Origin of the sequence: Rhodomicrobium sp. R_RK_3 (genome assembly GCF_002198715.1) — a bacterium.
Classification (GTDB): domain Bacteria; phylum Pseudomonadota; class Alphaproteobacteria; order Rhizobiales; family Rhodomicrobiaceae; genus R-RK-3.
This window is the reverse complement of record NZ_MWLK01000029.1, coordinates 54,208-76,841: the sequence shown is the minus strand read 5'-3', so window position 1 is coordinate 76,841 and position 22,634 is coordinate 54,208. Positions and strand designations below refer to the sequence as shown.

General features: G+C 65.6%; 20 protein-coding genes and 1 tRNA gene. 10 read left to right on the top strand and 11 right to left on the bottom strand.

The features are described 5' to 3' along the window. From BLEFHOIH_RS16210 to BLEFHOIH_RS16195, 4 genes are all read right to left on the bottom strand, one after another. Entirely contained in the window at positions 1–1,326 is a 1,326-nt protein-coding gene (locus BLEFHOIH_RS16210; protein ID WP_088347063.1) for an MFS transporter, read from the bottom strand. Positions 1,327–1,383: 57 nt separating this feature from the next. Further along, positions 1,384–2,031, bottom strand: coding sequence for a transmembrane anchor protein (locus tag BLEFHOIH_RS16205; RefSeq protein ID WP_088347062.1), 648 nt, complete (start codon positions 2,029–2,031; stop codon positions 1,384–1,386). Between the two features lie 17 nt (positions 2,032–2,048). After that, the gene (locus BLEFHOIH_RS16200; RefSeq protein ID WP_088347061.1) at positions 2,049–2,792 is read right to left on the bottom strand and encodes a HupE/UreJ family protein; all 744 of its coding nucleotides are present in this window, start codon (positions 2,790–2,792) and stop codon (positions 2,049–2,051) included. A gap of 574 nt (positions 2,793–3,366) precedes the next feature. Beyond that, entirely contained in the window at positions 3,367–3,912 is a 546-nt protein-coding gene (locus tag BLEFHOIH_RS16195) for a Crp/Fnr family transcriptional regulator (protein WP_170937196.1), read from the bottom strand. Between BLEFHOIH_RS16195 and BLEFHOIH_RS16190 the strand changes: the two genes are divergently transcribed. Continuing rightward, complete coding sequence (locus BLEFHOIH_RS16190; RefSeq protein ID WP_088347060.1) at positions 3,899–4,513, top strand: periplasmic heavy metal sensor; 615 nt, start codon at positions 3,899–3,901, stop codon at positions 4,511–4,513. The two genes, BLEFHOIH_RS16195 and BLEFHOIH_RS16190, sit on opposite strands and share 14 nt — an antisense overlap. 13 nt (positions 4,514–4,526) lie before the next feature. Here BLEFHOIH_RS16190 and BLEFHOIH_RS16185 read toward each other — a convergent pair whose 3' ends face one another. After that, positions 4,527–5,060 carry a Spy/CpxP family protein refolding chaperone gene (locus BLEFHOIH_RS16185; RefSeq protein WP_170937195.1) on the bottom strand — a complete coding sequence of 178 codons (534 nt, stop codon included), beginning with the start codon at positions 5,058–5,060 and terminating at the stop codon, positions 4,527–4,529. A gap of 260 nt (positions 5,061–5,320) precedes the next feature. Between BLEFHOIH_RS16185 and BLEFHOIH_RS16180 the strand changes: the two genes are divergently transcribed. From BLEFHOIH_RS16180 to BLEFHOIH_RS16160, 5 genes are all read left to right on the top strand, one after another. After that, entirely contained in the window at positions 5,321–5,728 is a 408-nt protein-coding gene (locus tag BLEFHOIH_RS16180) for a hypothetical protein (protein WP_125461749.1), read from the top strand. Positions 5,729–5,799: 71 nt separating this feature from the next. After that, positions 5,800–7,491: an HlyD family efflux transporter periplasmic adaptor subunit gene (locus BLEFHOIH_RS16175; RefSeq protein WP_088347057.1), complete on the top strand. Its 1,692-nt coding sequence runs from the start codon at positions 5,800–5,802 to the stop codon at positions 7,489–7,491. A 9-nt stretch (positions 7,492–7,500) separates the two neighbouring features. Then, positions 7,501–10,614, top strand: coding sequence for an efflux RND transporter permease subunit (locus tag BLEFHOIH_RS16170; RefSeq protein ID WP_088347056.1), 3,114 nt, complete (start codon positions 7,501–7,503; stop codon positions 10,612–10,614). A 22-nt stretch (positions 10,615–10,636) separates the two neighbouring features. Beyond that, on the top strand, positions 10,637–11,014 hold the full coding sequence (locus BLEFHOIH_RS16165) for a hypothetical protein (RefSeq protein WP_088347055.1): 378 nt from the start codon (positions 10,637–10,639) through the stop codon (positions 11,012–11,014). 27 nt (positions 11,015–11,041) lie between these two features. Then, entirely contained in the window at positions 11,042–11,422 is a 381-nt protein-coding gene (locus tag BLEFHOIH_RS16160; protein WP_088347054.1) for a DUF305 domain-containing protein, read from the top strand. 67 nt (positions 11,423–11,489) lie between these two features. Here the strand turns inward: BLEFHOIH_RS16160 and cueR are convergent, their stop codons facing one another. Next, positions 11,490–11,891, bottom strand: coding sequence for a Cu(I)-responsive transcriptional regulator (gene cueR / locus BLEFHOIH_RS16155; protein ID WP_088347053.1), 402 nt, complete (start codon positions 11,889–11,891; stop codon positions 11,490–11,492). A gap of 113 nt (positions 11,892–12,004) precedes the next feature. Between cueR and BLEFHOIH_RS16150 the strand changes: the two genes are divergently transcribed. The 3 genes from BLEFHOIH_RS16150 to BLEFHOIH_RS16140 all read left to right on the top strand — a co-directional run bounded on the left by BLEFHOIH_RS16150 (position 12,005) and on the right by BLEFHOIH_RS16140 (position 16,538). Then, a complete protein-coding gene (locus BLEFHOIH_RS16150; protein WP_088347052.1) occupies positions 12,005–13,405 on the top strand; it encodes a sulfite exporter TauE/SafE family protein in 1,401 nt (466 codons plus the stop codon). After that, positions 13,402–15,630 (top strand): heavy metal translocating P-type ATPase, encoded by a 2,229-nt coding sequence (locus BLEFHOIH_RS16145; RefSeq protein WP_088347051.1) that lies wholly within the window; start codon positions 13,402–13,404, stop codon positions 15,628–15,630. The genes BLEFHOIH_RS16150 and BLEFHOIH_RS16145 overlap by 4 nt, the downstream gene beginning before the upstream one ends. 284 nt (positions 15,631–15,914) lie before the next feature. Continuing rightward, a complete protein-coding gene (locus tag BLEFHOIH_RS16140) occupies positions 15,915–16,538 on the top strand; it encodes an NUDIX domain-containing protein (protein ID WP_088347050.1) in 624 nt (207 codons plus the stop codon). A gap of 1,221 nt (positions 16,539–17,759) precedes the next feature. On the opposite strand, the gene BLEFHOIH_RS16130 is transcribed toward BLEFHOIH_RS16140, so the two are convergent. The 3 genes from BLEFHOIH_RS16130 to BLEFHOIH_RS16120 all read right to left on the bottom strand — a co-directional run bounded on the left by BLEFHOIH_RS16130 (position 17,760) and on the right by BLEFHOIH_RS16120 (position 19,062). Beyond that, a tRNA-Pro gene (locus BLEFHOIH_RS16130) sits at positions 17,760–17,836 on the bottom strand. 141 nt (positions 17,837–17,977) lie between these two features. After that, positions 17,978–18,424 carry a PaaI family thioesterase gene (locus BLEFHOIH_RS16125; protein WP_088347049.1) on the bottom strand — a complete coding sequence of 149 codons (447 nt, stop codon included), beginning with the start codon at positions 18,422–18,424 and terminating at the stop codon, positions 17,978–17,980. Between the two features lie 41 nt (positions 18,425–18,465). Then, positions 18,466–19,062 carry a GNAT family N-acetyltransferase gene (locus tag BLEFHOIH_RS16120; protein ID WP_088347048.1) on the bottom strand — a complete coding sequence of 199 codons (597 nt, stop codon included), beginning with the start codon at positions 19,060–19,062 and terminating at the stop codon, positions 18,466–18,468. 180 nt (positions 19,063–19,242) lie between these two features. Here BLEFHOIH_RS16120 and BLEFHOIH_RS16115 point away from each other — a divergent pair, with 180 nt between their 5' ends. Then, positions 19,243–19,890, top strand: a complete 648-nt coding sequence (locus tag BLEFHOIH_RS16115) for a glutathione S-transferase (protein WP_088347047.1) — start codon at positions 19,243–19,245, stop codon at positions 19,888–19,890. Between the two features lie 61 nt (positions 19,891–19,951). On the opposite strand, the gene BLEFHOIH_RS16110 is transcribed toward BLEFHOIH_RS16115, so the two are convergent. Both BLEFHOIH_RS16110 and BLEFHOIH_RS16105 read right to left on the bottom strand, forming a co-directional pair. Further along, positions 19,952–20,959, bottom strand: a complete 1,008-nt coding sequence (locus tag BLEFHOIH_RS16110; RefSeq protein ID WP_088347046.1) for a 2-dehydropantoate 2-reductase — start codon at positions 20,957–20,959, stop codon at positions 19,952–19,954. After that, positions 20,959–22,617 (bottom strand): FAD-binding dehydrogenase, encoded by a 1,659-nt coding sequence (locus BLEFHOIH_RS16105; protein ID WP_088347045.1) that lies wholly within the window; start codon positions 22,615–22,617, stop codon positions 20,959–20,961. The genes BLEFHOIH_RS16110 and BLEFHOIH_RS16105 overlap by 1 nt, the downstream gene beginning before the upstream one ends. Positions 22,618–22,634 lie beyond the last annotated feature (17 nt).

Below are 22,634 nucleotides of genomic sequence, written 5' to 3'. Positions count from 1 at the left end.
TCAGGCTGGCCAGCGGCGATGCAATTCGTCGATGACGAAGATATGGGCGTGGCGCGGTCCGCCCTGCTCGCGAACATGCGGGTGGGACGGCGGCAGATCGGCGTGGACGTGCTCCACGATGTCTGGGTCGTTGGCAGGCCATAGCCGAAGGGCGAGCGCCGATGCAAATAGGACAACGCCCGCGTGGGCAATGAGGGTGAGGGGCAAGCCGACGATCGCGCCAAGCCATCCCGCCATCGGATAGGTCACAAGCCAGCACGCATGGCTGAGCGCGAATTGGGCGGCAAAGAGGGCGGGCCTGTCTGCGTCCCGCGCCGAGCGCCGCAGCAGGCGCCCGGCCGGCGTCACCACCATGGCATAGGCGGCGCCCAGGATGGGCCAAGCGATCAGGATCGCGGACCAGGCATCGGCGCCTTCAATCTGCCGTAGCGCGAAGGCCGCACCCAGCAGCGGCGGGATCAGCAACCCCGCACCACTGAGCATCACTGCTCGGTCAGGGAGTCTTTCCAGCAGCCGCGGCAGGGCAAAGGCGGCCGCCATCGAGCCAAAGCCGAAGGCCGCGAGGGTGATGGCGACTTCACCGTCGCCGAGCGCCAGCCGGTCGCGAACGATCACCACAGTGTTCACGAACACGATCGCCACCCCCGCCGCCGCCGCGAGATTGAGTGCCAGCAATCCTTGCAGCCGCGGCGTCGCGAGATAGATCCGCGCGCCTCGCGTCAGCCGCTGGGCAAAACTCATCGCCTGCGTCGGCTTCGGCTGTGGCAGAGCAACCGAGAGCACGAACGCCGCCGACACCAGGAATCCGAGCGCCGTGCCCGCAAACAGGTTGTGGAAGCTCATCATCGTCAACAGCGCGGCGGCGAGCGCCGGGCTGAGCAGCGTTTCCAGATCATAGGCAAGCCGTGAGAGCGACAGCGCTTTGGTGTAATCGTTCTCGTCGGGCAGGATGTCCGGGATGGTCGCCTGGAAGGTCGGCGTGAAGGCCGCCGACGCCGATTGCAGGATGAAAATCAACGCATAAATCTGCCAGACCTGATCGACGAAGGGCAGGCACAAGGCAACGGCCGCGCGGGCCAGATCGAGAGCGACCAGCATGGCACGGCGCGGCAGCAGTCCCGCGACCGCACCGGCGATCGGCGACACCCCGACATAGGCGATCATCTTGATCGCGAGCGCCGTGCCGAGCACCGCACCCCCATCGCCACCGGCCAACTCATAGGCGAGCAGGCCGAGCGCAACCGTGAGCAATCCTGTCCCGACCAGGGCGATGACCTGCGCGGCGAAGAGCTGGCGGTAGGTGCGGTTGCGGAGCGGTTCGAGCACGGCTTTTTCCTGGGGCTGAGCAGCAGCCGCCGGTTTCGTGGCGGCTGCCTGCCTGGCCTATTTAAGGCGCTTGATCTCGGTGTAATCGCCGCTTGTCTTGAGCGTCACCGTGACCGGCGCCGAGCCGCGATTGCGCCAGAACCAGCCGTGATTGCCGTCAAACGCCGCCGTCAGCACGCCCTCATCGCCGGTGACGCCGCGATCCTTCTTGTAGCTCGTGGTGGCATTGGGATTGTTGTGCGGCTCGCCATGGGTATCGTGGTTCACCTTGCCGCCGTCGGTTTTCCAGGAATAGGTGATCTTCTGGCCCTTGGTCAGCGCGGCTTTCACTTCTACGCCTTCACCTGGCTGCAGCGTCACGGATGTCTCGTCCGTGCGGACAGCGGGTGCAGCCTGCGCATGAGCCGTGCCGATAATCATTTCAGAGATGATCGCGTCCCAAAGGCTGGAGCGCTGATCCGGCTTGGCTTTCTTGGCGTCGGTCGCCGCGTCGTCGATGGCTTCCTGATAAAGCTGCGTCTTGATGTCTCCCATCTGCTTCAGGCCGAGAGCCTGCCCGGCGCCGGTCGGATCGATGCCGTACTCGGCAGGCAACACGATGGTGACGAGCAGCAGGCACGCTGTCGCGAGAGCTATGAAGGTCGAGCGCAGAAGCTGACGCGATGTCGGCAGCTCGGCGCGGGTGGGAAGGTCGGAATTGTACATTCAGGAGATCCTCTGATTTAAGCGACGAAATAGCCGGTGAGCTGCGTTCCGATAAGGACGAAACCAGCGGTCATCATGACGACATTGGCGGTGTAAGCATGCCGGAAGAAGCTGATCGTTCCGCGCCAATAGCCCATCAGAATGAGGATGGCGCCGAGGGCGAGCAACTGGCCGAGTTCGACCCCGACATTGAAGGCGAGCAGGTTTGGAATTAGCCCGTCGCGCGACAGGTCAAACTCCTGGATCTTCGTCGCCAGGCCGAAGCCGTGGAAGAAGCCGAAGATCAGCGTCGCCGCCTTGGTGTTGGGCTGGAAGCCGAACCAGCGCTGATAGGCGCCCATATTGTCGAGCGCCTTGTAGACCACCGAAAACCCGATGATCGCGTCGATCAGATAGGAGCTGACGCTGGTTCCGAAATAGACGCCGGCCAGCATCGTCGTCGAATGCCCGATGGCGAACAGCGTGACGTAAATCCCGATATCCTTCATCCGGTAGAGGAAGAAGATCACGCCGAACAGAAACAGCAGGTGATCGTAGCCGGTCACCATGTGCTTGGCGCCGAGATACATGAAGGCGACGAGATGGACGCCGGTGATTTCCTGGATATAGCCCTTATCGCCGGTGGCGACGCCATGGGCGAACGCTTCCGAGATAAAGCCTGTGAGAGCCAGACAAAGCAGTGTGGCGGCCAAGGGGATGACCAACCGTCGCGCGTTCTGCGACGGCGGGTCTCCCTGGCGCGGATGAGCGTCGGGCAGCATGAAGCATCCTAAATTCGAAATGGCAGCCGGCCGCGATGAGCGGCGCGAGAATCAGATGAGGAGGTCTTTGCGCGGCGGTCGATCGAGCCGGCAGATGCCTGCGTCAGCGGCGCGTTTCTGGACGAGTAGCGACCAGCGCGTCTGGGCCTGCGGGCGGGGCATTGCGGTGACGCTTGGGGGGAACGGCTTATCGTGGATGTGATCTACGAACTTGTGGTGCCGGGCATGGTCCGGGTCGTGCTGGTCATCGGTCTCGTCGTCATGATCGTGACCGCTTTCGGCGTCTTCATCGTGGCTGTGTGAGCCAGCCGCGCTCTCGACATGAGCGGCAGCGTGATTTGCCGCGGCCGCCGAATGGGAATGCGGGATCGTGCTGAGGATAAGCGCAACAGCGATAAATAGCCGGAGAAGTGCATTGCACCCAGCAGGGACCATAATCGTTAGCTAGCGTTCGATTGGGGCGAGGTCAAGTCCGTGAAACTTCTGATATGGGGGCGATCGCCACGCGCCCTTGCGCTACAAGCATCCGCACGTGCCAGACATGCACCACGCAGGCATTGAGCGGGCAATGTTTTCAACGCCGCCTGCTTGCGAGTTCGCGATAGAGCGCCTCCGGCGTCACCGCCAGCGCGTCGGCAAGGTCGCGCCACTGACCCTTCTGCGGCAAGGCGCCATCGCGCAGGGACAGCCACGCGTCCAGGCGTGACGCGACGGTTTTCAGTGCCAGGATTTCAGCCCGCGCCCTGGCCTCCTGAACCTGCGCGGCCAGATGCTGCGCGAACGCCGACAACAGCGCCGGATCGAGCGCGCAGGCCTGCCTGAACCGTTTCAGCGGCACGTATGCCAACCGGCTCGACGACGCGGCAACGGCATCGCAGTGGTAGCGGGCGGCGAAGCATGAGGCCTCGGCGACGATCTCGCCCGCAACGGCCCGCTGCAGGATCAGGCGCACGCCAGCGTGGGTGGCCCGCTCGAGCCGAACCGCTCCGTCCGTCACGAGGAAGACCCTCGCCACACGGTCGCCGCAGCGAAACAGCGTCTCGCCCGCGGCTAAGGCGATCGGACGCGGTGACAGTTGAGCGAACCGTTCAGCGAGACATCGGGACATGATCGCTATCATGTCGGCAAAGCGCGAAATCTGGCAAGTCCTGGCTCTCCAACTGCTGACAGGAAGGGCTTCGACCGTGATACGGATGCTCATCATTTGCGCTGCGGCTTTCGCCCTGACGCTCGGCCCGCTCCAGGCCCAACAGCACGGAGCAGGCCAGCATGGGCATCACCAGCCATACGCAGGCCTCGAAAACCGGCCCATCAAAGCGCTGTCGGATCAGCAATTGGCCGAGCTGAGGGCGGGCCGGGGCATGGGGCTCGCTTTGGCGGCCGAGTTGAATGGCTATCCCGGTCCGATGCATGTGCTCGAACACGCGGACGCTTTGCACCTCACGCCGGACCAGCGCGCGAAGGTGGCAAGCCTATTCAAGTCCATGCAAGACAGCGCGATTTCGGCAGGCACCGCACTGATAGAGGCGGAGACGAGACTCAACGCGCTGTTCGCGACCGGCAAGATCGATCCGCAGTCGCTCGGTGTGGCGCTGGGCCAGATTGGTGCCGCGCAATCGGCACTTCGCCAGACGCACCTCGTCGCTCACCTCCATACCAGGGACCTTCTGAGCCAGCAGCAGGCCGCGGCCTACAATCGGCTGAGAGGGTATGTGAGGTGACGCCACCCCGCCGCTACATCATGCAGCCCATGCCGGTCAGCACATCGTCGGCCTTCTTGCGCTGCTCGCCGCCCAGCGCCTCGTACAGCTTGGCCAGAGGCGATCTGATCTGCTTCAGCGCGTTCACCCGGCCGTCCATCGCCGCAAGCTGGGCGTCGAGACGCTCGACGGGCGTTTTCGCCTCGAACACCGACTGCATGGTCAGATGCATGCCGCGCATGCTGTCGAGGTTGGCCTGGAGTGCCAAGGCGTAAGCGTCCCATACGTCTTTCTGCGCGTCGGTGATGCCGAGTTCGGCTTTCAGGAAGGCGATGCGGCCTGCGGCGAAGGTTGCCGTCTCGCCATCGTCGTCAAAGGCCATCATCGGGCAGCCGCCCATCCCCATCATGCCGCGCGGGCCCATATGTCCCTCGCGGCCCATCATGCCGCGTCCCCAGCCCTCGCCCATCATGAAGCCGGGGCCGCGCTGCTGCGTGAGCGCGGAACCGGCGCCCGCGGCCAGGCCCATCGCCAGGATTGCCGCTGCGAGCATCGCTTTTCTTGTCATCGTCGCCTCCTTGATCGCGGCAGGGCGAGCCGCCTGAATCGACGATGCTCTCGCCCTGCGCGTTAAGGAAAATCGTATATCCAATAGATTGGGGAGCATTGCGCTGCATCAATCGGCGGCAGTGCTTTCCCGCCGCGAAGGCGATAGGGTCTTGCGCGACGATACCCCCTTCCGGTATGAAAGCGGTTGGATAGGCTGAGTGCGCCTCCGCAGTGCAGCTGGTGATCATGCGCGTGATGAGGATGCTGAGGATCTGTGGATTGACGGCCAGAGCCGCCGTTCTGCTGCTCGGCATTTTGGTCGCCGCGCAATCGGTGAGCGTCCACGCGGAGCCGCCGCACGACCATGCCGATTGCGATCACTCCGCCGCGCCGCAAGCGCTTGGTGGCGCCGGCCACGACCATGCCGACGATCACGATCATGACGCCCAGGCGTCAGCGCCGCATGACCATGGCTCCTCAACGCCCAGCGCCGACCCTGCTGCCGCATCGCATGGCAGCGGATGCTGCGGCTGGTTCTGCTCGGCAGCCACTCTGCCGCTAGCCATGAGCTGCAAGCCCCTCTTGACGGCGATCATGGTCGCTCCCCTGCCGCTGACCGGTCTGCATGACGGCGCGCGGCTGGCCGGATTGTTCCGCCCTCCCCGGATGCCCGAGCACGCCGCCTAGACGCGCGCGGGTCGCTTGAGCCGCGCCGCGTTCGCTATCGCGCGTTGGACTCAGGAATATTACGGATCAGCATGACGACATTTCGCCGTTATTCGCGCGCTTTCGCGCGGGCCGGGCGCGTGGCATTCGCTGCCATTGCGCTTGCCGCCAGCCTTTTGGCCCCGGTCGCTGCCCATGAGGGGCACGACCACGCCGAAACGCCGGCCGCGCTTCCACAGGCCGCTTCGCCCAAGCTGGTGTTGCAATCGGAGACCTATCAATTCGTCGCCCTGCTGAAGGACGGCGATCTGACCATCTTTCTTGACCGCACGGCCGACAACGCGCCGGTCGCCGATGCGACGATCTCGCTCGGCGTCGGCGATGCTCAACTCGACGCCAGGCCGGGTCCCGGCGGCACTTATGTCGTCGAAGGGGGACCGCTGCGCACGCCCGGCCAATATGAAGTCATCGCCAGCATCACGGGCGGGGCGGGCGACGATCTGCTGATCGGCACGCTCACGATTCCCGACTCGCGGATTGAGGGCTCTGCCGAAAATGGCGGCGGCGATGGGTTTCAGCGCGCCGGGCTCCTGGCATGGAGCTACGGGCTCGGCCTGTTCCTCGGCGGCCTGCTCCTCGGCCTGCTGCTGCGCGGCGGGCGCGGACAGGCGACCGGCATTGCCGTCGTACTGATCCTCGGCGCATCGCTTGCCCCGCCTCCCACATCCGCCCATGAAGGCCACGACCACAGCGCGGGCTCGGCCGCCCCAGCCGCGCTCGCCGGCGATGTGCCGCGCCGCCTCGAAGACGGCTCGCTCTTCGTGCCGAAGCCGACGCAGCGGCTGCTGGAGGTGCGCACCGCCATCGTGACATCCGCCAGCGTGCAACCCGGCGTCCGCTTCATCGGCCGCGTCATCGCCGACCCGAACCGCTCCGGCCTCGTGCAAAGCATCAATGGCGGTCGGATCTTTGCCCCTGAAGGCGGGCTGTCCAAGCTCGGCGCGGCCGTCGCAAAAGGCCAGATCCTGGCCGAGGTGGAGCCGCCACTGGCGCGGGGCGATTATTCCGACCTCGCCGAGCGCTCCGGCGAGATCGACCAGCAGATCGCCCTCGCCGAAGCCAAGCTCAAGCGCTACGAGCAGCTCATCGCCACCAACGCCGTCGCGCAAGCCCAGCTCGACGATGCGCGGACGGAGCTCGACGGTCTCCAGCGCCGCCGCGCGTCGCTGACATCGACGCAGCGCGAGCGCGAGGTGCTGCGCGCGCCCGTCGCCGGCATCATCGCCTCGACGCGCATGGTCGCCGGCCAGGTCGTCGAAGCGCGCGACGTGCTCTTCCAGATCATCGACCCAGCCGGCTTCTGGGTGGAAGCGCTGGCCTTCGATCCGCGCAATGCGGAGGCGATCACCGGCGGCCATGCCGTCCTGGAAGATGGCAAAATCCTGAAGCTGGCGCTCGAGGGCAAGGGCCGCGCGCTCCAGCAGCACGCGATCCAGCTGCAATTCTCCGTCGAAGGCCCGGCCAACCTGAGTCTGGGCATGCCGCTGACGGTGCTCGCCCAGCGCGACCGGACCATCACCGGCAAGGTCGTGCCTAGGGATGCCGTCGTGCGCGGCGCCAATGGCGAAACGCTGGTCTTCGAGCATCTGGAACCGGAGCGGTTCATCCCCCGGCTGGTGCGGACCGAGCCGGTCGATGGCGAGCGGGTGCTGATCCTGGCCGGCATCGAGGCGGGCGCGCGCATCGTGGTGCGCTCCGCCGAAATCCTCAATCAGGTGCGGTAGGAGCGGTCCATGTTCAATTTCCTCGTCAGCGCCAGCCTGCGCAACCGGCTGTTCGTGATCGCGGCCGCCGTGATGCTCATCGCCTATGGCAGCTTCATCCTGCCGCGCATCCCCGTCGATGTTTTCCCCGACCTCAACAAGCCGACCATCACGCTGATGACGGAAGCCGAGGGCCTCGCGCCGCCGGAAGTGGAGCAACTCGTCACCTACCCGGTCGAGACCACCATGAACGGCATGCCGGGGGTGACGCGCGTGCGCTCGGTGTCGGGCGTCGGCCTCTCCATCGTCTATGTCGAGTTCGACTGGGGCACCGACATCTACCGCAACCGCCAGCTCGTCGCCGAACGCCTCGCGACGCTGCAAAGCCAACTGCCGGCCGGCATCATGCCGCAGATGGGGCCGGTCACCTCGATCATGGGCGAAATCCTGCTGATCGGCATCGCGGGCGATACAGCCAGCCCCATGGCGCTGCGCGAGATCGCCGATTTCGTGCTGCGCCCGCAATTGCTGACCATTCCGGGCGTCTCGCAGGTCATCCCGATCGGCGGCGAGGTGCGGCAATACCGGGTGACGCCGAACCCGGCGCTGATGCAGGCGCTGGACGTCACGCCCGCCGACATCGAGGCGGCGATCGGCAAGTTCGGCGCCAATACCGGCGGCGGCTTCGTCGACCAGTCCAACCGTGAATTTCTGATCCGCAATATCGGCCTTTCGACCCGGCTCGACGATCTGCAAAACCTCGTCGTCGCCTACCGCAACGAGCAGCCGCTGCTGCTGCGGCAGGTGGCGAGCGTCGCCTTCGCGCCCCGGGTGAAGCGCGGCGATGCCGGCTTCCAGGGCAAGCCCGCCGTCATCGTCTCGGTGCAGAAGCAGCCCGGCGCCGACACCATCGCGCTGACCGCCGCCATCGAGAAGACGCTGGAGGATGTGCAGCGTACGCTGTCGGCCGGAATCAGCGTCACCAATGTGCAGTTCCGGCAGGCGACCTTCATCGAGACCTCGCTCGCCAATCTGCAGCGCGTTCTGGTCGAGGCGGGGATCGTCGTCGCCATCATCCTGTTCCTGTTCCTGCTGAACTGGCGGGCGACCGCCATCTCGCTGACCGCCATCCCGATCTCTATCCTCGTCACCATCATCGTCTTCCAGGCGATGGGGCTGACCATCAACACCATGACGCTGGGCGGCCTCGCCATCGCCATTGGCGAGCTTGTCGATGACGCGGTGGTGGACGTCGAAAACATCATCCGCCGCCTGAAGCAGAACCGGCATCTGCCGCAGCCGCGTCCCGTGCTCGAGGTGATCGCCAAGGCCAGCCAGGAGGTGCGCTCCGGCATCGTCTACGCGACCATGATCATCGTCTTGGTGTTCGTGCCGCTGTTCGCGCTGTCGGGCATCGAGGGGCGGCTGTTCGCGCCGCTCGGCATCGCCTACATCGTCTCGATCCTGGCGAGCCTCGTGACGGCGGTCACGCTGACGCCAGTGCTGGCCTATTATTTCCTGGGCCGCCGCGCCGCCGACCACGATGAGCGCGACGGCCTCGTCGTCCGCGGCCTGAAGGCGGGCAACTGCCATCTGCTGGGCTGGGCCTTCGAGCGTCCGCGCCTGCTGGTCTCGCTCGCCGTGATCGGCGTGTCGGGCGCTGCTGTTGCGGCGGCGATGCTGCCGCGCGCCTTCCTGCCGCCCTTCAACGAGGGCACGCTGACCATCAACGTCATCTACAACCCCGGCATCTCGCTGGCCGAGTCGAACCGGCTGGGCCTCGCCGCCGAGCGCCTGCTGCTGGGCGTGCCCGACGTGAAATCGGTCGGCCGCCGCACCGGCCGCGCCGAGCTCGACGAACATGCCGAGGGCGTGCATTCCAGCGAGATCGACGTCGATCTGCACGCCTCCGCGCGCAGCAAGGACGCGCTGCTCGCCGATATTCGCGCCCGGCTGGCGCTGCTGCCCGCGTCGGTGAATGTCGGCCAGCCGATCTCGCACCGGCTCGACCATCTGCTCTCCGGCATCCGCGCCGAGATCGCGCTAAAAATCTTCGGCGAGGACGGCGATACGCTGCGCGTCCTGGCCGAGCGCTTCCGCCAGCAATTGGCCGGTGTCCCCGGCCTCGTCGATCTTCAGGTCGAAAAGCAGGTGCGCATTCCGCAGCTTCAGGTGCGCGTCGATCATGAACGCGCCGCGCTTCACGGCGTCTCGCCCGCCGCGCTGACGGAGACGCTGGAGACGCTGTCGAACGGGCGCAAGGTCTCGGAGGTCATCGACGGCATAAAACGCTTCGACGTGGTCATGCGGCTCGCCGAAACCGACCGCTCGGCGGGCGGGCTCGCCGGGCTGCTGGTCTCGACCCCGGCGGGCGCGATCCCGCTCAGCCTGATCGCCGACATCGAGGAGACCGACGGTCCGAACCAGATTTTGCGCGAGAACGGCCAGCGCCGCATCGTCGTCTTCGGCAACAGCGACGGCTCGGACATGGCCGCCATCGTCGCCACCATCCGCCAGCTGATCGCCGAGACCGACCTGCCGCCGGGCTACACCGCGCGGCTCGAAGGCACCTTCCAGGCGCAGGAGGACGCGGCAACCCTGATCGCCGGCCTCTCCGCCATCTCGCTGGCGCTGATCTTCCTTGTGCTCTACAGCCGCTACCGCTCCGCGGTTCTGGCCGGCATCATCATGGCCAACATCCCGCTGGCGCTGATCGGCAGCGTCGCCGCGCTCTGGCTGGCGGGGCAGCCGCTGTCGGTCGCCAGCATGGTGGGTTTCATCACGCTCGCCGGCATCAGCGCCCGCAACGGCATCCTGAAGATCAGCCACTACATCAATCTGGCCCTGCACGAAGGCGAAACCTTCGGGCGCGCGCTGATCCTGCGCGGCAGCCTGGAACGGCTGACGCCTGTCATGATGACGGCGCTCTGCGCGGGCCTCGCGCTCATTCCGCTGGTGATGGGCGCGGGCGAGCCGGGCACCGAAATCCTGCATCCGGTCGCGGTGACGATCCTGGGCGGCCTGATCTCATCGACCCTGCTCGACACCATCCTGACGCCGGTGCTGTTTCTGAAACTCGGCCGGCGCCCGCTGCAACATCTGCTCGAAGGCCAGCAATCCGCCCAGACGGCGGAAGCGTTTTAACCCCAACCACAGGAGCAAACCCATGACGCTCAAAGCCATTCTCGTCGCGTTCGCCATCGCAACCGCGACCGTCGCGGCCAACGCCCATGAGGTCGCCAAAGGCCCCAATGGCGGCAAGGTGGTCGACATCGCCGGCCATCACCTGGAGTTCACCCACACGCCCGCCGAGCTGACCATCTACACCACCGACGAGGCCGACAAGCCGCTCGCGACGGCGGGCGGCAAGGGCCGCGCCGTCATCCAGAGCGGCGGCAAGACCGCGCAACTCCAGCTCGCGCCCGCCGAGCCGAACAAGCTGGTCGCCAAACTCGACGCGCCGCTGGCGAGCGGCGCGATCGTGGTGGTGTCCACGACCTTCAGTGACGGCCACACCACGCAGGCCCGCTTCACCGTCGATTGATCCATAAATCAAACATTTGGAGTTCCCATGAAATCCCGCAATCACTTGATCCTCGCCTCGGCATTCGCGCTGTGCGCGGCCTCGGCTCCGCCGGTCCTCGCACAAAACGCGGACCACGGCGCGCATCACGGCGCCGCCGCGCAGCCGGCGCCTAGCAATGCCAACGAGGCTTACGAAGCCGCCAATGCCAAGATGCATAAGGACATGGCCATCACCCTTTCCGGCAATCCCGAGGTGGATTTCGTGCGCGGCATGATCCCGCATCATCAGGGCGCGATCGACATGGCCAAGGTCGTGCTCGCCTACGGCAAGGATGCCGAGATCCGCAAGCTGGCGCAGGAGATCATCAAGGCGCAGGAGGGCGAAATCGCCTGGATGCAGGCGTGGCTCGCAAAGAACGCCAAATAGAGACGACGGGACCGCTAGGAAGTGTGCCGGGACTCCCGGCGCCTTCGCCTAGTGGCGACCCAAGCTTTTAAGCAGGAGAGGGAGCAGCACCTAGCACATCCATGATCGGACAATCCGGCCGTTGATCTCCGTCGCAGGCGCGCAGCAGCGAACGTAGCGTCTTGATCATGTCTCCCAACGCCGCCGCCCGCGCCTCCAGTTCCGCCATATGGGCAAGCGCCAGCGATCTGACATCGGCGCTATGGCGATCCTGGTCACTCCAGAGTTTGAGCAGCTCCCGGATACTGTCGAGGGAAAATCCAAGGTCCCGCGCCCGGCGGATGAAGCACAGCCGATTCACATCGGCCGCGCCGTAATTACGATAGCCGGCCAGGGTCCGTCCAGCCTGCGGAAACAGCCCGATCGATTCATAATAGCGGATCATTTTGGCTGAAATGCCTGACGCCTGCGCGACCTGTCCTATATTCACGGCGATGTCATCTCCCTGCTCGGCTAGTCGCTTGACCTTACCATGTTGGGAAGGTTCAGAGTATCGCCGGTTATAGTCGCCTCCTTGCGGGAAGGCAGCGCCGAGGGAGTTTAATGGTCGACGATCAAGAACGGGCTTCCGAATTGGACCAAGCACGGCGTCAGGTGCTGCATCTCGACGTGCGGGGGATGCACTGCACGAATTGCGCGGCTCTGGTCGCGCAACGACTGAAGCAACTTCCGCAGGTGCGGCGCGCAAACGTCGATTACCGGACTCGCCGCGCTGAGGTAGATCACGTCGCCAGCCTCGATTTCGCCGATCTGCAGAGGGCCGTCGCTGACGACGGCTTCACCCTGTCCATCGCGGACGGCGCCGCACGGCCAAGTCACGCGACGCGCGATTATCTCGAAATCGCCGCGGCGTTCGCCATTCTGGCCGGGCTTGCCCTGGCCGCGCAGTCCTTCGATCTCATCCCGCGCGGCATCGCGGTTTCCGATCGCGTCAGTCTCGGGCTGGCTTTGGTCATCGGGCTCGTCGCGTCTGTATCGAGCTGCATCGCCGTAACCGGCGGCCTGCTTGTCGCCGTCGCGGCCAGGTTCAACGCCGCCAATACCCACCTGTCCGGTCTGGAGCGCATGCGTCCCCATCTCTATTTCAACGCCGGACGCGTCATTTCCTATGCGCTGCTCGGCGGCTTAGTGGGCGGGCTCGGATCGGCGCTGATGCTTTCGCCGCAGAGCACCGGGGCGCTCACGCTCATGGCCAGCGCAATCATGATCATGCTCGGGCTGCAGATGCTCGGACTCTTCCCCTCGCTGGCGCGTCTGATACCTGCCGTGCCTCAACCAATCGCGCATCGCATCCGCCGTCTGACCGCAAGTGATACGAAGGGGGCCGCCTTCCTGCTGGGCGGCCTCACCTTCTTCCTGCCCTGCGGTTTCACCCAGGCGCTCCAGCTCTACGTGCTTGCGAAGGGCGAGGTGCTGACCGGCGCGTTGACGATGCTTGCATTCGCCATCGGCACGCTGCCGGCGCTGCTGTCGCTATCAGCGGTATCGAGTTTTGCCAAAGGCGCTTTGCAGAGCCATTTTCTCAAATTTGCCGGTGCGGCCGTTATCCTGCTCGGCGTGATCAACATCCAGTCGGGACTCGTCCTGACCGGCATCGGCGGCAATCCGGCGCAGCGTCCGCAGGCTTCAGCGGCGCTCCAGCAAACAGCAACCGGCGAACTGCAGCGAATTAGCATGAAGGTGGTCGGGCTCGACTATCAGCCGAACCAGTTCACGGTCAAACAGGGCGTGCCAGTGCATTGGTGGATCGACGGCAGCGAGGCCGATGGCTGCGGCCGCGTCTTGCTGGCGCCACAGCTTGGCATTGAGAAACTCCTCTCCGCCAACGGCACAACGCTGATCACGTTCATTCCGCCGCAGCCCGGGGACTATGCCTTCAACTGCGGGATGGGGATGATGACGCCCGGCTCCAAAATCACCGTGCTGCCGAGGGACAAGGGATGACGCTGCCCCTAGCGGAGCAAGGCACCAGCAATCGTGCCCAGGCGCCTGCCCTCAGAGTCGCCAGCTTCAGCATCGGCGGCATGCATTGCGCCGCATGCGCGAACCGCAATGAACGCGCGCTCAAAAAACTGCACGGCGTGAGGGAAGCAGCCGTCAATTTCGGCATGCGCAATGCGCGCGTCGAATTCGACGCAAGCGCGGTCTCCGAGCGAGATTTGCATCAGGCCGTGATCGGCAACGGCTTCCAGGTGCTGACCAGCGAATTCGCGCGGGACAACCGACAGCACGCTCGGGAGGAGCTTTCGCGGGCCAGATGGCGTGCCGCTCTGGCGCTGATCCTGGCCGTGCCGGTCGTCCTGCTGGCCATGCTGGAGGTCGAGCTGCCCTGGACGCTGTTCGGTCGCAACGCCAGCCTCGTGCTGCAGGCGGCCCTCGCCACCATGGTCATTCTCGGGCTTGGCAGGGACTTCCATCGCGGCATGCTGCGCCAAGCGCTGCGCGGCGCCGCCAACATGGACACGCTGATTTCGATCGGCACGCTGGCCGCGCTCTTCGCCAGCGCATGGGCGCTCTACGCCGGAGGCCAGCATCTCTATTTCGAGACCGGCGCGGTCATCGCGGCCTTCATCCTGCTCGGGCGCTATTTCGAGGCTGCAAGCCGCGGCCAGGCCAGCGCGGCTATTGAGAAGCTGGTCGATCTCGGGGCGAAGACCGCGCATCTGGTGCGCGAGGATGGCGAGCGGGAAATCTCCATCGATGAGGTCCAGGTCGGCGACATCCTGCTGGTCAGACCCGGCGAAAAGGTGCCGGTGGACGGCACAATCCTGCAGGGCGGCTCCAGCGTCGACGAGGCGATGCTTACAGGCGAAAGCATGCCGGTGACCAAGGCCGTAGGCGAGGAGGTGTTCGGCGCCACCATAAATCTAAGCGGCGCGTTTCAGATGCGGGCGACGAAGGTCGGGCAGGACACCACCCTCGCCCAGATCGTCAAGCTGGTGGCCGATGCGCAGGGCAATAAGGCGCCGATCCAGAAGCTGGCCGACAGGATTTCCGGCATCTTCGTACCCATTGTGCTCGGCATCGCGATGCTGACGGCCGGCGGATGGTTCCTCGCCACCGGCGACCTTCAGCAGAGCATCATCACGGCGGTGGCGGTGCTGGTTATCGCCTGCCCCTGCTCGCTGGGGTTGGCAACCCCGACCGCCATCATGGTCGGGACCGGTCTTGGCGCGCGGCGCGGAATTTTGATCAAGAGCGGCGACGCACTCGAGCGTGGCGAAAAGATCGACTTCGTCATGTTCGACAAGACTGGCACGCTTACCGAAGGCCGTCCCAAGGTGACGGACATCGTTTCAGCCGGGGACGCCATCGGCGACGCTCAGATCCTGCGCCTCGCGGCGAGCATCGAACAACTCTCGGAGCACCCCCTGGCTCGGGCCATCGTCGCCGCTGCCCGGGCCAAAGACCTGCCGCTCGACCAAGCACAAGACTTCCAGAACGTCGCCGGCAAGGGCGTGCGTGGCACGATCCGGGGCGACGTGGTGCTGGTGGGCAGTCCACGCCTGTTGCGCGAGTCGGGTGTTTCGATTGCCGGCCTCGCCGCCGCGATCGAAGAGCGCGAAGCCGCCGCGCAAACGGTCGTCGCCGTCGCCCGCAACCATGAGCTGATCGGCATCGTCGCCATTTCCGACACGCTGAAGGGCGGCGCGAGGATTGCGGTCGAACGTCTCCAGGCGAACGGCATGCAAACGGTAATGATCACCGGCGACAATCGCAGGGCCGCGGAGGCCATCGCCAGCCAGGCCGGGATCGACCGGGTGCTTTCAGAGGTCCTGCCGCAGGATAAGGCCGACCAGGTGAAGGCGTTGCAACGAGACGGCCTGCGAGTGGCCTTCGTCGGTGACGGCATCAATGATGCGCCCGCGTTGGCCCAGGCAGACCTCGGCATTGCCATCGGCACCGGCACCGACATCGCGATCGAGGCCGGCAACATCGTGCTGGTAAAAGGCCATCCGCTGAAAGTCGTGGAAGCGCTCGCGCTCTCGCGGCTGACCTTCCGGACCATCAAGCAAAATCTGTTCTGGGCCTTCTTCTACAACGTGGGCGCCATACCGCTGGCAGCGCTCGGACTGCTCGACCCGGTGATTGCGGCCGGCGCCATGGCGTTATCCAGCGTGTGCGTGGTTGGGAATAGCCTCATGATCAAGACAAAGCATTTGGCGTAGGCCTCTGGTGCGGTCACGCGCCTGCATAGTCATCTGCGCCCAGTATGAACTCAAACTCCGTCGGAGACATTGCCATGGGTACCTCATGGGTGCGGACGGACAGTTTCGCGGCACGCTCGACATGCACGAGCCGTTTGAAACACGGGTCGCCAAGCTGCGCCGCCTGGCAAAAGAAAGACTCTGAGCATGAACATTGCCGCTAACGCTTGGAGACATTCCAGCCATTAAAGGAGGTATGTTCTGACTTCCATGCAGACCGGCCCTATTGAATGAGCTTATTTTGAATGACCGATACCACCTTTCGGAAAGTGACTGCCTTCGTCACACGCGGCGTCGAACCGCATCGGCAGCTTTTGACCTTTGTTCATCCGCTTGGCGGACGCCAACTGCCTGCGGGCTCTGTCGAAGAAGGCGAGGAGCCAATAGAAAGCGCCAAGCGCGAAGTCTGGGAAGAGACCGGCGTGAGCGATATCGAGGAGATCGCCCTGATCGATGTCGAGACAGTGCATACATATGGATCAGGCTACTTGTCCACGCCGCTGGGCGTGCGATCCGACCCTGACGATAGCGCACCCGTCTCGGGGCTCCTGCCCCGCGGCTACAAAGTCTGCTTGAGAGACCGCCGCGGTGCTTGGGTAAATATCAGCCATCGCATCTACGACTTCAACGTTAAGCCAGAGGTAGTCCTTCACGAGGTTTCTGGTTGGGTGCCGCAAACGCAGGTCGCGCAGATCCTGGAGCGCTATCATTATCACCTTGTTGCCGCTGCCGATCACCGTCAATCCTGGACAAGAGTGGCGGATGGGCACCTGTTTCAGGTCGAGTGGGTTCCGCTAACCCCCCCGCCAGGCCTCGTAACCGGGCAACAAGAATGGCTCGACATCCGGCATGCGCGTCTGTCTATGTGAGCGGAGGCACTCTATGGAGGGAAGGCGTGCCTCTGCTCTTATGCCTGCGCAGATTACCCATGATGACGAGGTCGCCGGCCTTCAGCACCGATCAGTCGCCTTCGGCGCAGGAAGGACGGGCAGTCGCGCCTGCTGCTTGTGACCTTGTCGCGATCAGATTCGCAGTTGCGTCGTAAGTATTAAGAAAATTACTGCTTTTTCCGCCCGCGCCAGTCGCCGCATCAACGTGTTTGAGCGCATTGTCGACGTCCTCGGCGATGCGTGGGCCTGACGTCCGCCGGGTGTCTGAGCTTACAACACCGTCCTGGAAACTCTGCTAGGAATGGCGCGCGTCTCCTCTCGCGTCCATGCCCGACGGCGTTCAACATCGGTGATCACCTCGAGGCGCTGCAGCCGCGCTGGTTTAGATATTTCGGTCAATCTTATGGTCAAATCGATCGGTGCTCACGGCCGCCGGCCAAGACCCAGGAAGCTCCGCACTTCTGGATGATCTCCAATCTCTGCCCGAAGCCTCCACGCGAGGCGACCCGATGTCGCCGCTGCTGTGGACCGCGAGGGCAAGGCATGGCTAGCAGATCTCCGGAAGCGGCGACGGATAGCAAAAAACGTCGCTGAAGACTTTGGCGAGCGGTGTGGATCGCGCTGAGGCGGATCGGGCGCGAGCTGTCCTGTTAACGCTGGATGGCTGGACCAGCGCACGGATTGCAGAGGCATTCGGGGTTCGCGAGGATACGGTTCGGTTCTGGCGCAGCGAGTTTATGCGCGATGGGATTGATGCGCAGAGGGCGAGCGTTGCTCCTGGACCAGCGCCACCGAAGGCCGCGGCGGCGCTCAGGATCGCCGGGCCTCTCCTGTTGCAACCGGTCGCAGACCGGACCAACTGGACGCTGGCTAGCCTCTCCGACGAGATCGCGGCCAAAGAGGGCATAAATATTTCGCGCTCGCGGCTCTCCAAGGTCCTGCGCAAAAGGGGATTTCGCTTCCGGCGACCGCGACACACCTTTAAGGGGCGCCAGATCGCGAACGAGATCAATCATGTGGGGCTGCGGCCCAAGCTGCGCAAAGCCCAGGCTAAGGCCGGCGATATCGTTCTCCTGTTCGCCGACGAAAGCGAGGCCATCTGGATGCTCCCCCCGTCAAGGACAATCACGCAGATGGCCGGCCAAAATCACGTTTCCTGGGCGGCGTTTCCTGGGCAGACGACTAACTTATTGATTTCATTGGTCGGGGCGGCAAGATTCGAACTTGCGACCCTCTGGTCCCAAACCAGATGCGCTACCAGACTGCGCTACGCCCCGATCCGTGAGATGTGCGCTCCCCGAGGGAGAACGCGGCGGGCCGGCGCCGGAGGATGATCCGGCGACTTCGCCCCGATAATGCTACCGTTCTCACCCTTTTCCCGGCCGAACGCAAGTCAAAACCATGTGCGTGCCGCACCCTTAGGCGGCGGCCACCGGCTCGATCACGGCGATGGTCGCCAGCGCGACCGCGCAGAGTTTCGCGCCGCCATCCGCATGGCTCGTCACCTTCGCCTCGACGACGGAAAGCCGCCGACCCGGCTTGAGCACGCTCGCCTCGCAGACGAGGCGGGCGCCATTGGCGGGCGAGACGAAGTTCAGCTTGTACTCGGCGGTCAGGCAGCTTTGGCTGGCGCGGTCGATCAGCGTGGCGGCGGCGACGGTCGCGGTATTGTCGATCAGGAAGGCGATGGCGCCGCCATGGATCAGGCCGTGCTGCTGCAGCAGATCGCTGCGGCGCTCGAGGCTCATCACGGCGCGGCCGGGCGCCAGCAGGTCGAGCCGCGCCCCGACCAGTTGCATGAAGCCCTGGGCGGCCAGCGCCTTGCGGATGGCCGCGTCGATAGGGGCGAAATCGGCGTCGGTCATGCTCTCTCCCTCCAGCACGCATTAAGGCGTCCGGGCGATGCTCAGGCCGGAAGCCGCTTGGTCAGCAGTACCCAATTGCGCCCCTCGTTCCGCCAGCCCTCCTTGACCATCGGCCGCTCGCCCGCCTCGACATAGTCGCAGCGCAGATAGAGCCGGCGGGCGCCGTCATTGGCGTCGGAGACGATGACGCTGAGGCCGCGCCTGCGGGCGGCGCGGGCGAGCTGCTCGGCGAGGGCAAGCAGCCGCGTCCCCAGGCCCTGGCCGCGATAGTCCGGGAAAGCGGCAAGGACATTCACATACCAGGTGGCGGGCGCCAGATTCTCCAGCTCCTGCAGCGGCACGAACATCGGCGGCATGGCGGCGTAATCGATCGGCTCGGGCTCGCTGGGCTGGGGATAGCCGATCAGGCAGGCGGCGCAGGCGCCGCCGATCTCGGCGACCACGGCATTGCGGTAGGAGAAACTGCCCTCTTCGCGCGCGGCCCGGCGGCGGCCGAGCGCCCAGGCGGTTTCGCCCGGCTCCCTCATCTTGTCCCACAGATAGAGCGGCAGGCCCTCGCCGGCGAAATTCACCAGCTCGGCGAGCGCCCCGGCGTCCTTCAGCTCCGCGCGTCGGAATGGCGGCTGCAATGCAATCATCACATTCTCCCTTCCTGAATGGCGGAGGGCGGCGCCCCCGCCCGACTGCGCCCACGATAGTCTACGGCACGCGCCCCATCCTTTGCCCGCGCAAAATTCCTGTCCGCCGCAAGCGCGGCTTGGTCCTCGTTCCGCCTTGATGTTAGCCTTTGCCGGTCGAAAAGCCATGGGGAGGTTGGGATGGCCGAGTACAAGCTGCATTGCTTCGCGCAATCGGGGAATGCCTATAAGGCGGCGCTGATGCTGGCGTTGTCGGGCGCGGACTGGCAGGCGGTGCCGATCGATTATTTCAACGGCGAGACGCGCCAGCCGGACTGGCGGCAGGCGGTAAACGCCATGGGCGAGGCGCCGGTGCTGGAACATGGCGGCAGGCGGCTGTCACAATCGGGCGTCATCCTCAGCTATCTGGCCCGGCGCACAGGCAAGTTCGGACCGGAGAGCGAGGAGGAGGAACTGGAGATCCTGCGCTGGATCCTGTTCGACAACCACAAGTTCACGAGCTATCTCGCCACCTACCGCTTCCAGATCGCGCTGATGCCGCAGACGCCCAACCCGGACGTGCTGAAATTCCTGCGCGGCCGCATCGACCCGGCCTTTGCGGTGGTCGAGGCGCATTTGGGGACGCAGCCTTTCATCGCGGGCGCGCGACCGACCATCGCCGACATTTCGCTTTCCGGCTATGTGTTCTACCCGCCGGAGGAGCTGGGATATGATTTCAAGGAAACCCACCCGAATATTTTTGCCTGGAGCGAGCGCATCAAGGCGCTGCCCGGCTGGGTCGGACCTTACGAGCTGATGCCGGGCGAAAGATTTATGGCGCAGCGCTAGGTCAGGAGGCGGAAGCCAATAGTCCGCCTGAACCCCGGAGTGCCGTTTGGGGTGACAGCAACTACGGGGCTGACACCGCGTCCGGCGTCAGCCCGGGCGGGCCGGCCGCGGCGGCTTCCGCCCGTTTGACGAGGGCGGCCACCCGCTCGCAGAGCGGCGCCGCAACGCCATGGCGCCTAGCCAGACGCAGGATCGCGCCTTGCAGGAAATCGATCTCGGTCGGGCGGCGGCGGACGAGGTCCTCCCACATCGAGGAACGCGCTTCCGGGTCGATCTGCAGCATCGGCGCGGCCACGGCGCGGAAGATGGCGGTCGGGAGCCGCAGGATGCGCGGCAGGAAACGCGCGGCGATCGGCGTCCCCGGAACCGGCACGATGCCCGCCGCCGCGTAGACGGCCAGCGCCTCCTCGATCTGGGCGGCCATCAGGCGGCGCCAGGCGCGGTCCTGCAATTGCTCGCGCAATGGCAGGCCGGAAAGGGCGTTCAGCGCATTGTTGAGGTTGAGCAGCAGCTTGCCCCATTGCACGCCGGCAATATCGGCCGTCACCGCGAGGTCGAGCCCCGGCACCGCGAGCAGCGCGCGCAGCTCCGCCCGCCCCGCCTCGATCACCACCTGACCCGAGGTGCCGCGATGAAACCGGCCCTCGCCCATATGCACGACATTGAAGCCGACCACACCGCCGAGCACATTGGTCTCGCCGAGCAGGCTCCGCAGCGCGGGCAGATTGTCGACGCCGTTCTGCAGGCTCAGCACGACCGCGCCCGGCGTGCGCTGGGCCGCGATCTCACCGGCCATGCCCTTTGTCGCCGCGCTCTTCACCGTCACCAGCACGAGGCTGGCTGCTTTCAGCGCGGCCGGATCGGCGGTGACGCTGAGGCGCGCGGCGGGAATCCGTTCGTCGAACCCGGACAGGTCCGTGAGGTGAAGCCCGCAGGACTGCAATTCCTCGACCATGCGCGGCCGCGCCAGCAGCGTCACCTTGCGGCCCGCCCGCGCCAGCGCGCCGCCGATGAAGCAGCCGATGCTGCCGGCCCCGGCCACCGTGATCCGTGCGTCCGGGCCGGGCATCACCCGACGGCCTTGGCGGCGGCCCGTCCGGCGATCCGGCCCGAGAACAGGCAACCGCCGAGAAACGTGCCCTCCAGCGCCCGGTAGCCATGCACGCCGCCGCCGCCGAAGCCGGACGCCTCACCCGCGGCGTAGACATTGGCCAGCGGCTCGCCATTGGGCTGCAACACGCGGCCGGACAGGTCCGTCTGCAATCCGCCGAGCGACTTGCGGGTCAGGATCCACAGCCGCACCGCGATCAGCGGTCCCGCCGCCGGGTCGAGGATCTTGTGCGGCTTCGCCACCCGCAGCAGCCGGTCGCCGAGATAGTGGCGCGCGCCGCGAATGGCGGTGAGCTGGGCGTCCTTGGTATAGGTGTTGGCGACTTCCCGGTCGCGCGCCTCGATCTGGTAGCGCAGCTTCTCCTCGTCGATCAGCGCATTGCCGGTCAGCGCGTTCATGCGCTTCACCAGTTCGCCGAGATCGGGCGCGGTGACGAAATCCTCGCCATTCCGCTGGAAGGCGGCGACGGGCGTCACGGCGGCCTTGCGGCCGCGCTGCAAGACCTGCCGGATGCTTTTGCCGGTCAGATCCGGGTTCTGCTCCGAGCCGGAGAGGCCGAACTCCTTGCCGATGATGCGCTGGTTGAGGATGAACCAGGAATAATCATGGCCGGTTTCCATCAGGTGCTTCAGGGTGCCGAGCGTGTCGAAACCGGGGAAGAGCGGCGCGGGCAGGCGGTTGCCGGCGGCGTCGAACCAGAGCGAGGTCGGACCGGGAATGATGCGGATGCCGTGGCGGGTCCAGATCGGCGCGTGGTTCTTGACGCCTTCGGTGTAATGCCACATGCGGTCGCGGTTGATGATGCTGGCGCCGGCGTCCTCGGCGATCGGCAGCATGCGGCCGTCGACGTAATCGGGGACGCCGGACAGCATGAAGCTGGGCGCCCGGCCGAGCCGTTCCGGCCAGTTGCGGCGGACCATCTCGTGATTGCCGCCGATGCCCCCCGAGGTGATCAGCACCGCCTGCGCCTTCAGCGCGAAGTCCCGTTCCGCCAAGCGCGAGGAAGGCGCGCCGCGCTCGACATCGCTCGGCTCCAATATCTCGCCCGAGACGCCATCGACCGCGCCGCCGCTTTTCGTCAGCTCGTTGACGCGGTGGCGGAAGCGGAAGCTGATGAGGCCCCGGCGCTCGGCTTCGCGGGCGCGGCGGATGAAGGGTTCGAGCACGCCCGGCCCGGTGCCCCAGGTGAGGTGGAAGCGCGGCACGGAATTGCCGTGCTCGGTCGCGGTGTAGCCGCCGCGTTCAGCCCAGCCGACCAGCGGGAAGAACCGCATGCCCTGGCCGTGCAGCCATTGGCGCTTCTCGCCCGCCGCGAAATCGATATAGGCCTCCGCCCATTTGCGCGGCCAGGCGTCCTCCGGGCGGTCGAAACCCGCCGAGCCCAGCCAATCCTGCATGGCGAGATCGCGCGAATCCCGGATGCCCATGCGGCGCTGCTCGGGCGAGTTGACGAAAAGCAGGCCGCCGAGGGACCAGAAAGCCTGCCCCCCGAGTGATTGCTCCGGTTCCTGATCGATGACAAGTACGCGCTTGCCCGCATCCGCCAGTTCCGTCGCCGCGACGAGGCCGGACAGCCCCGCGCCTACCACGATCGCATCCGCACTGTCCTCGGCCATCCGTCCCCCCGCGCGGC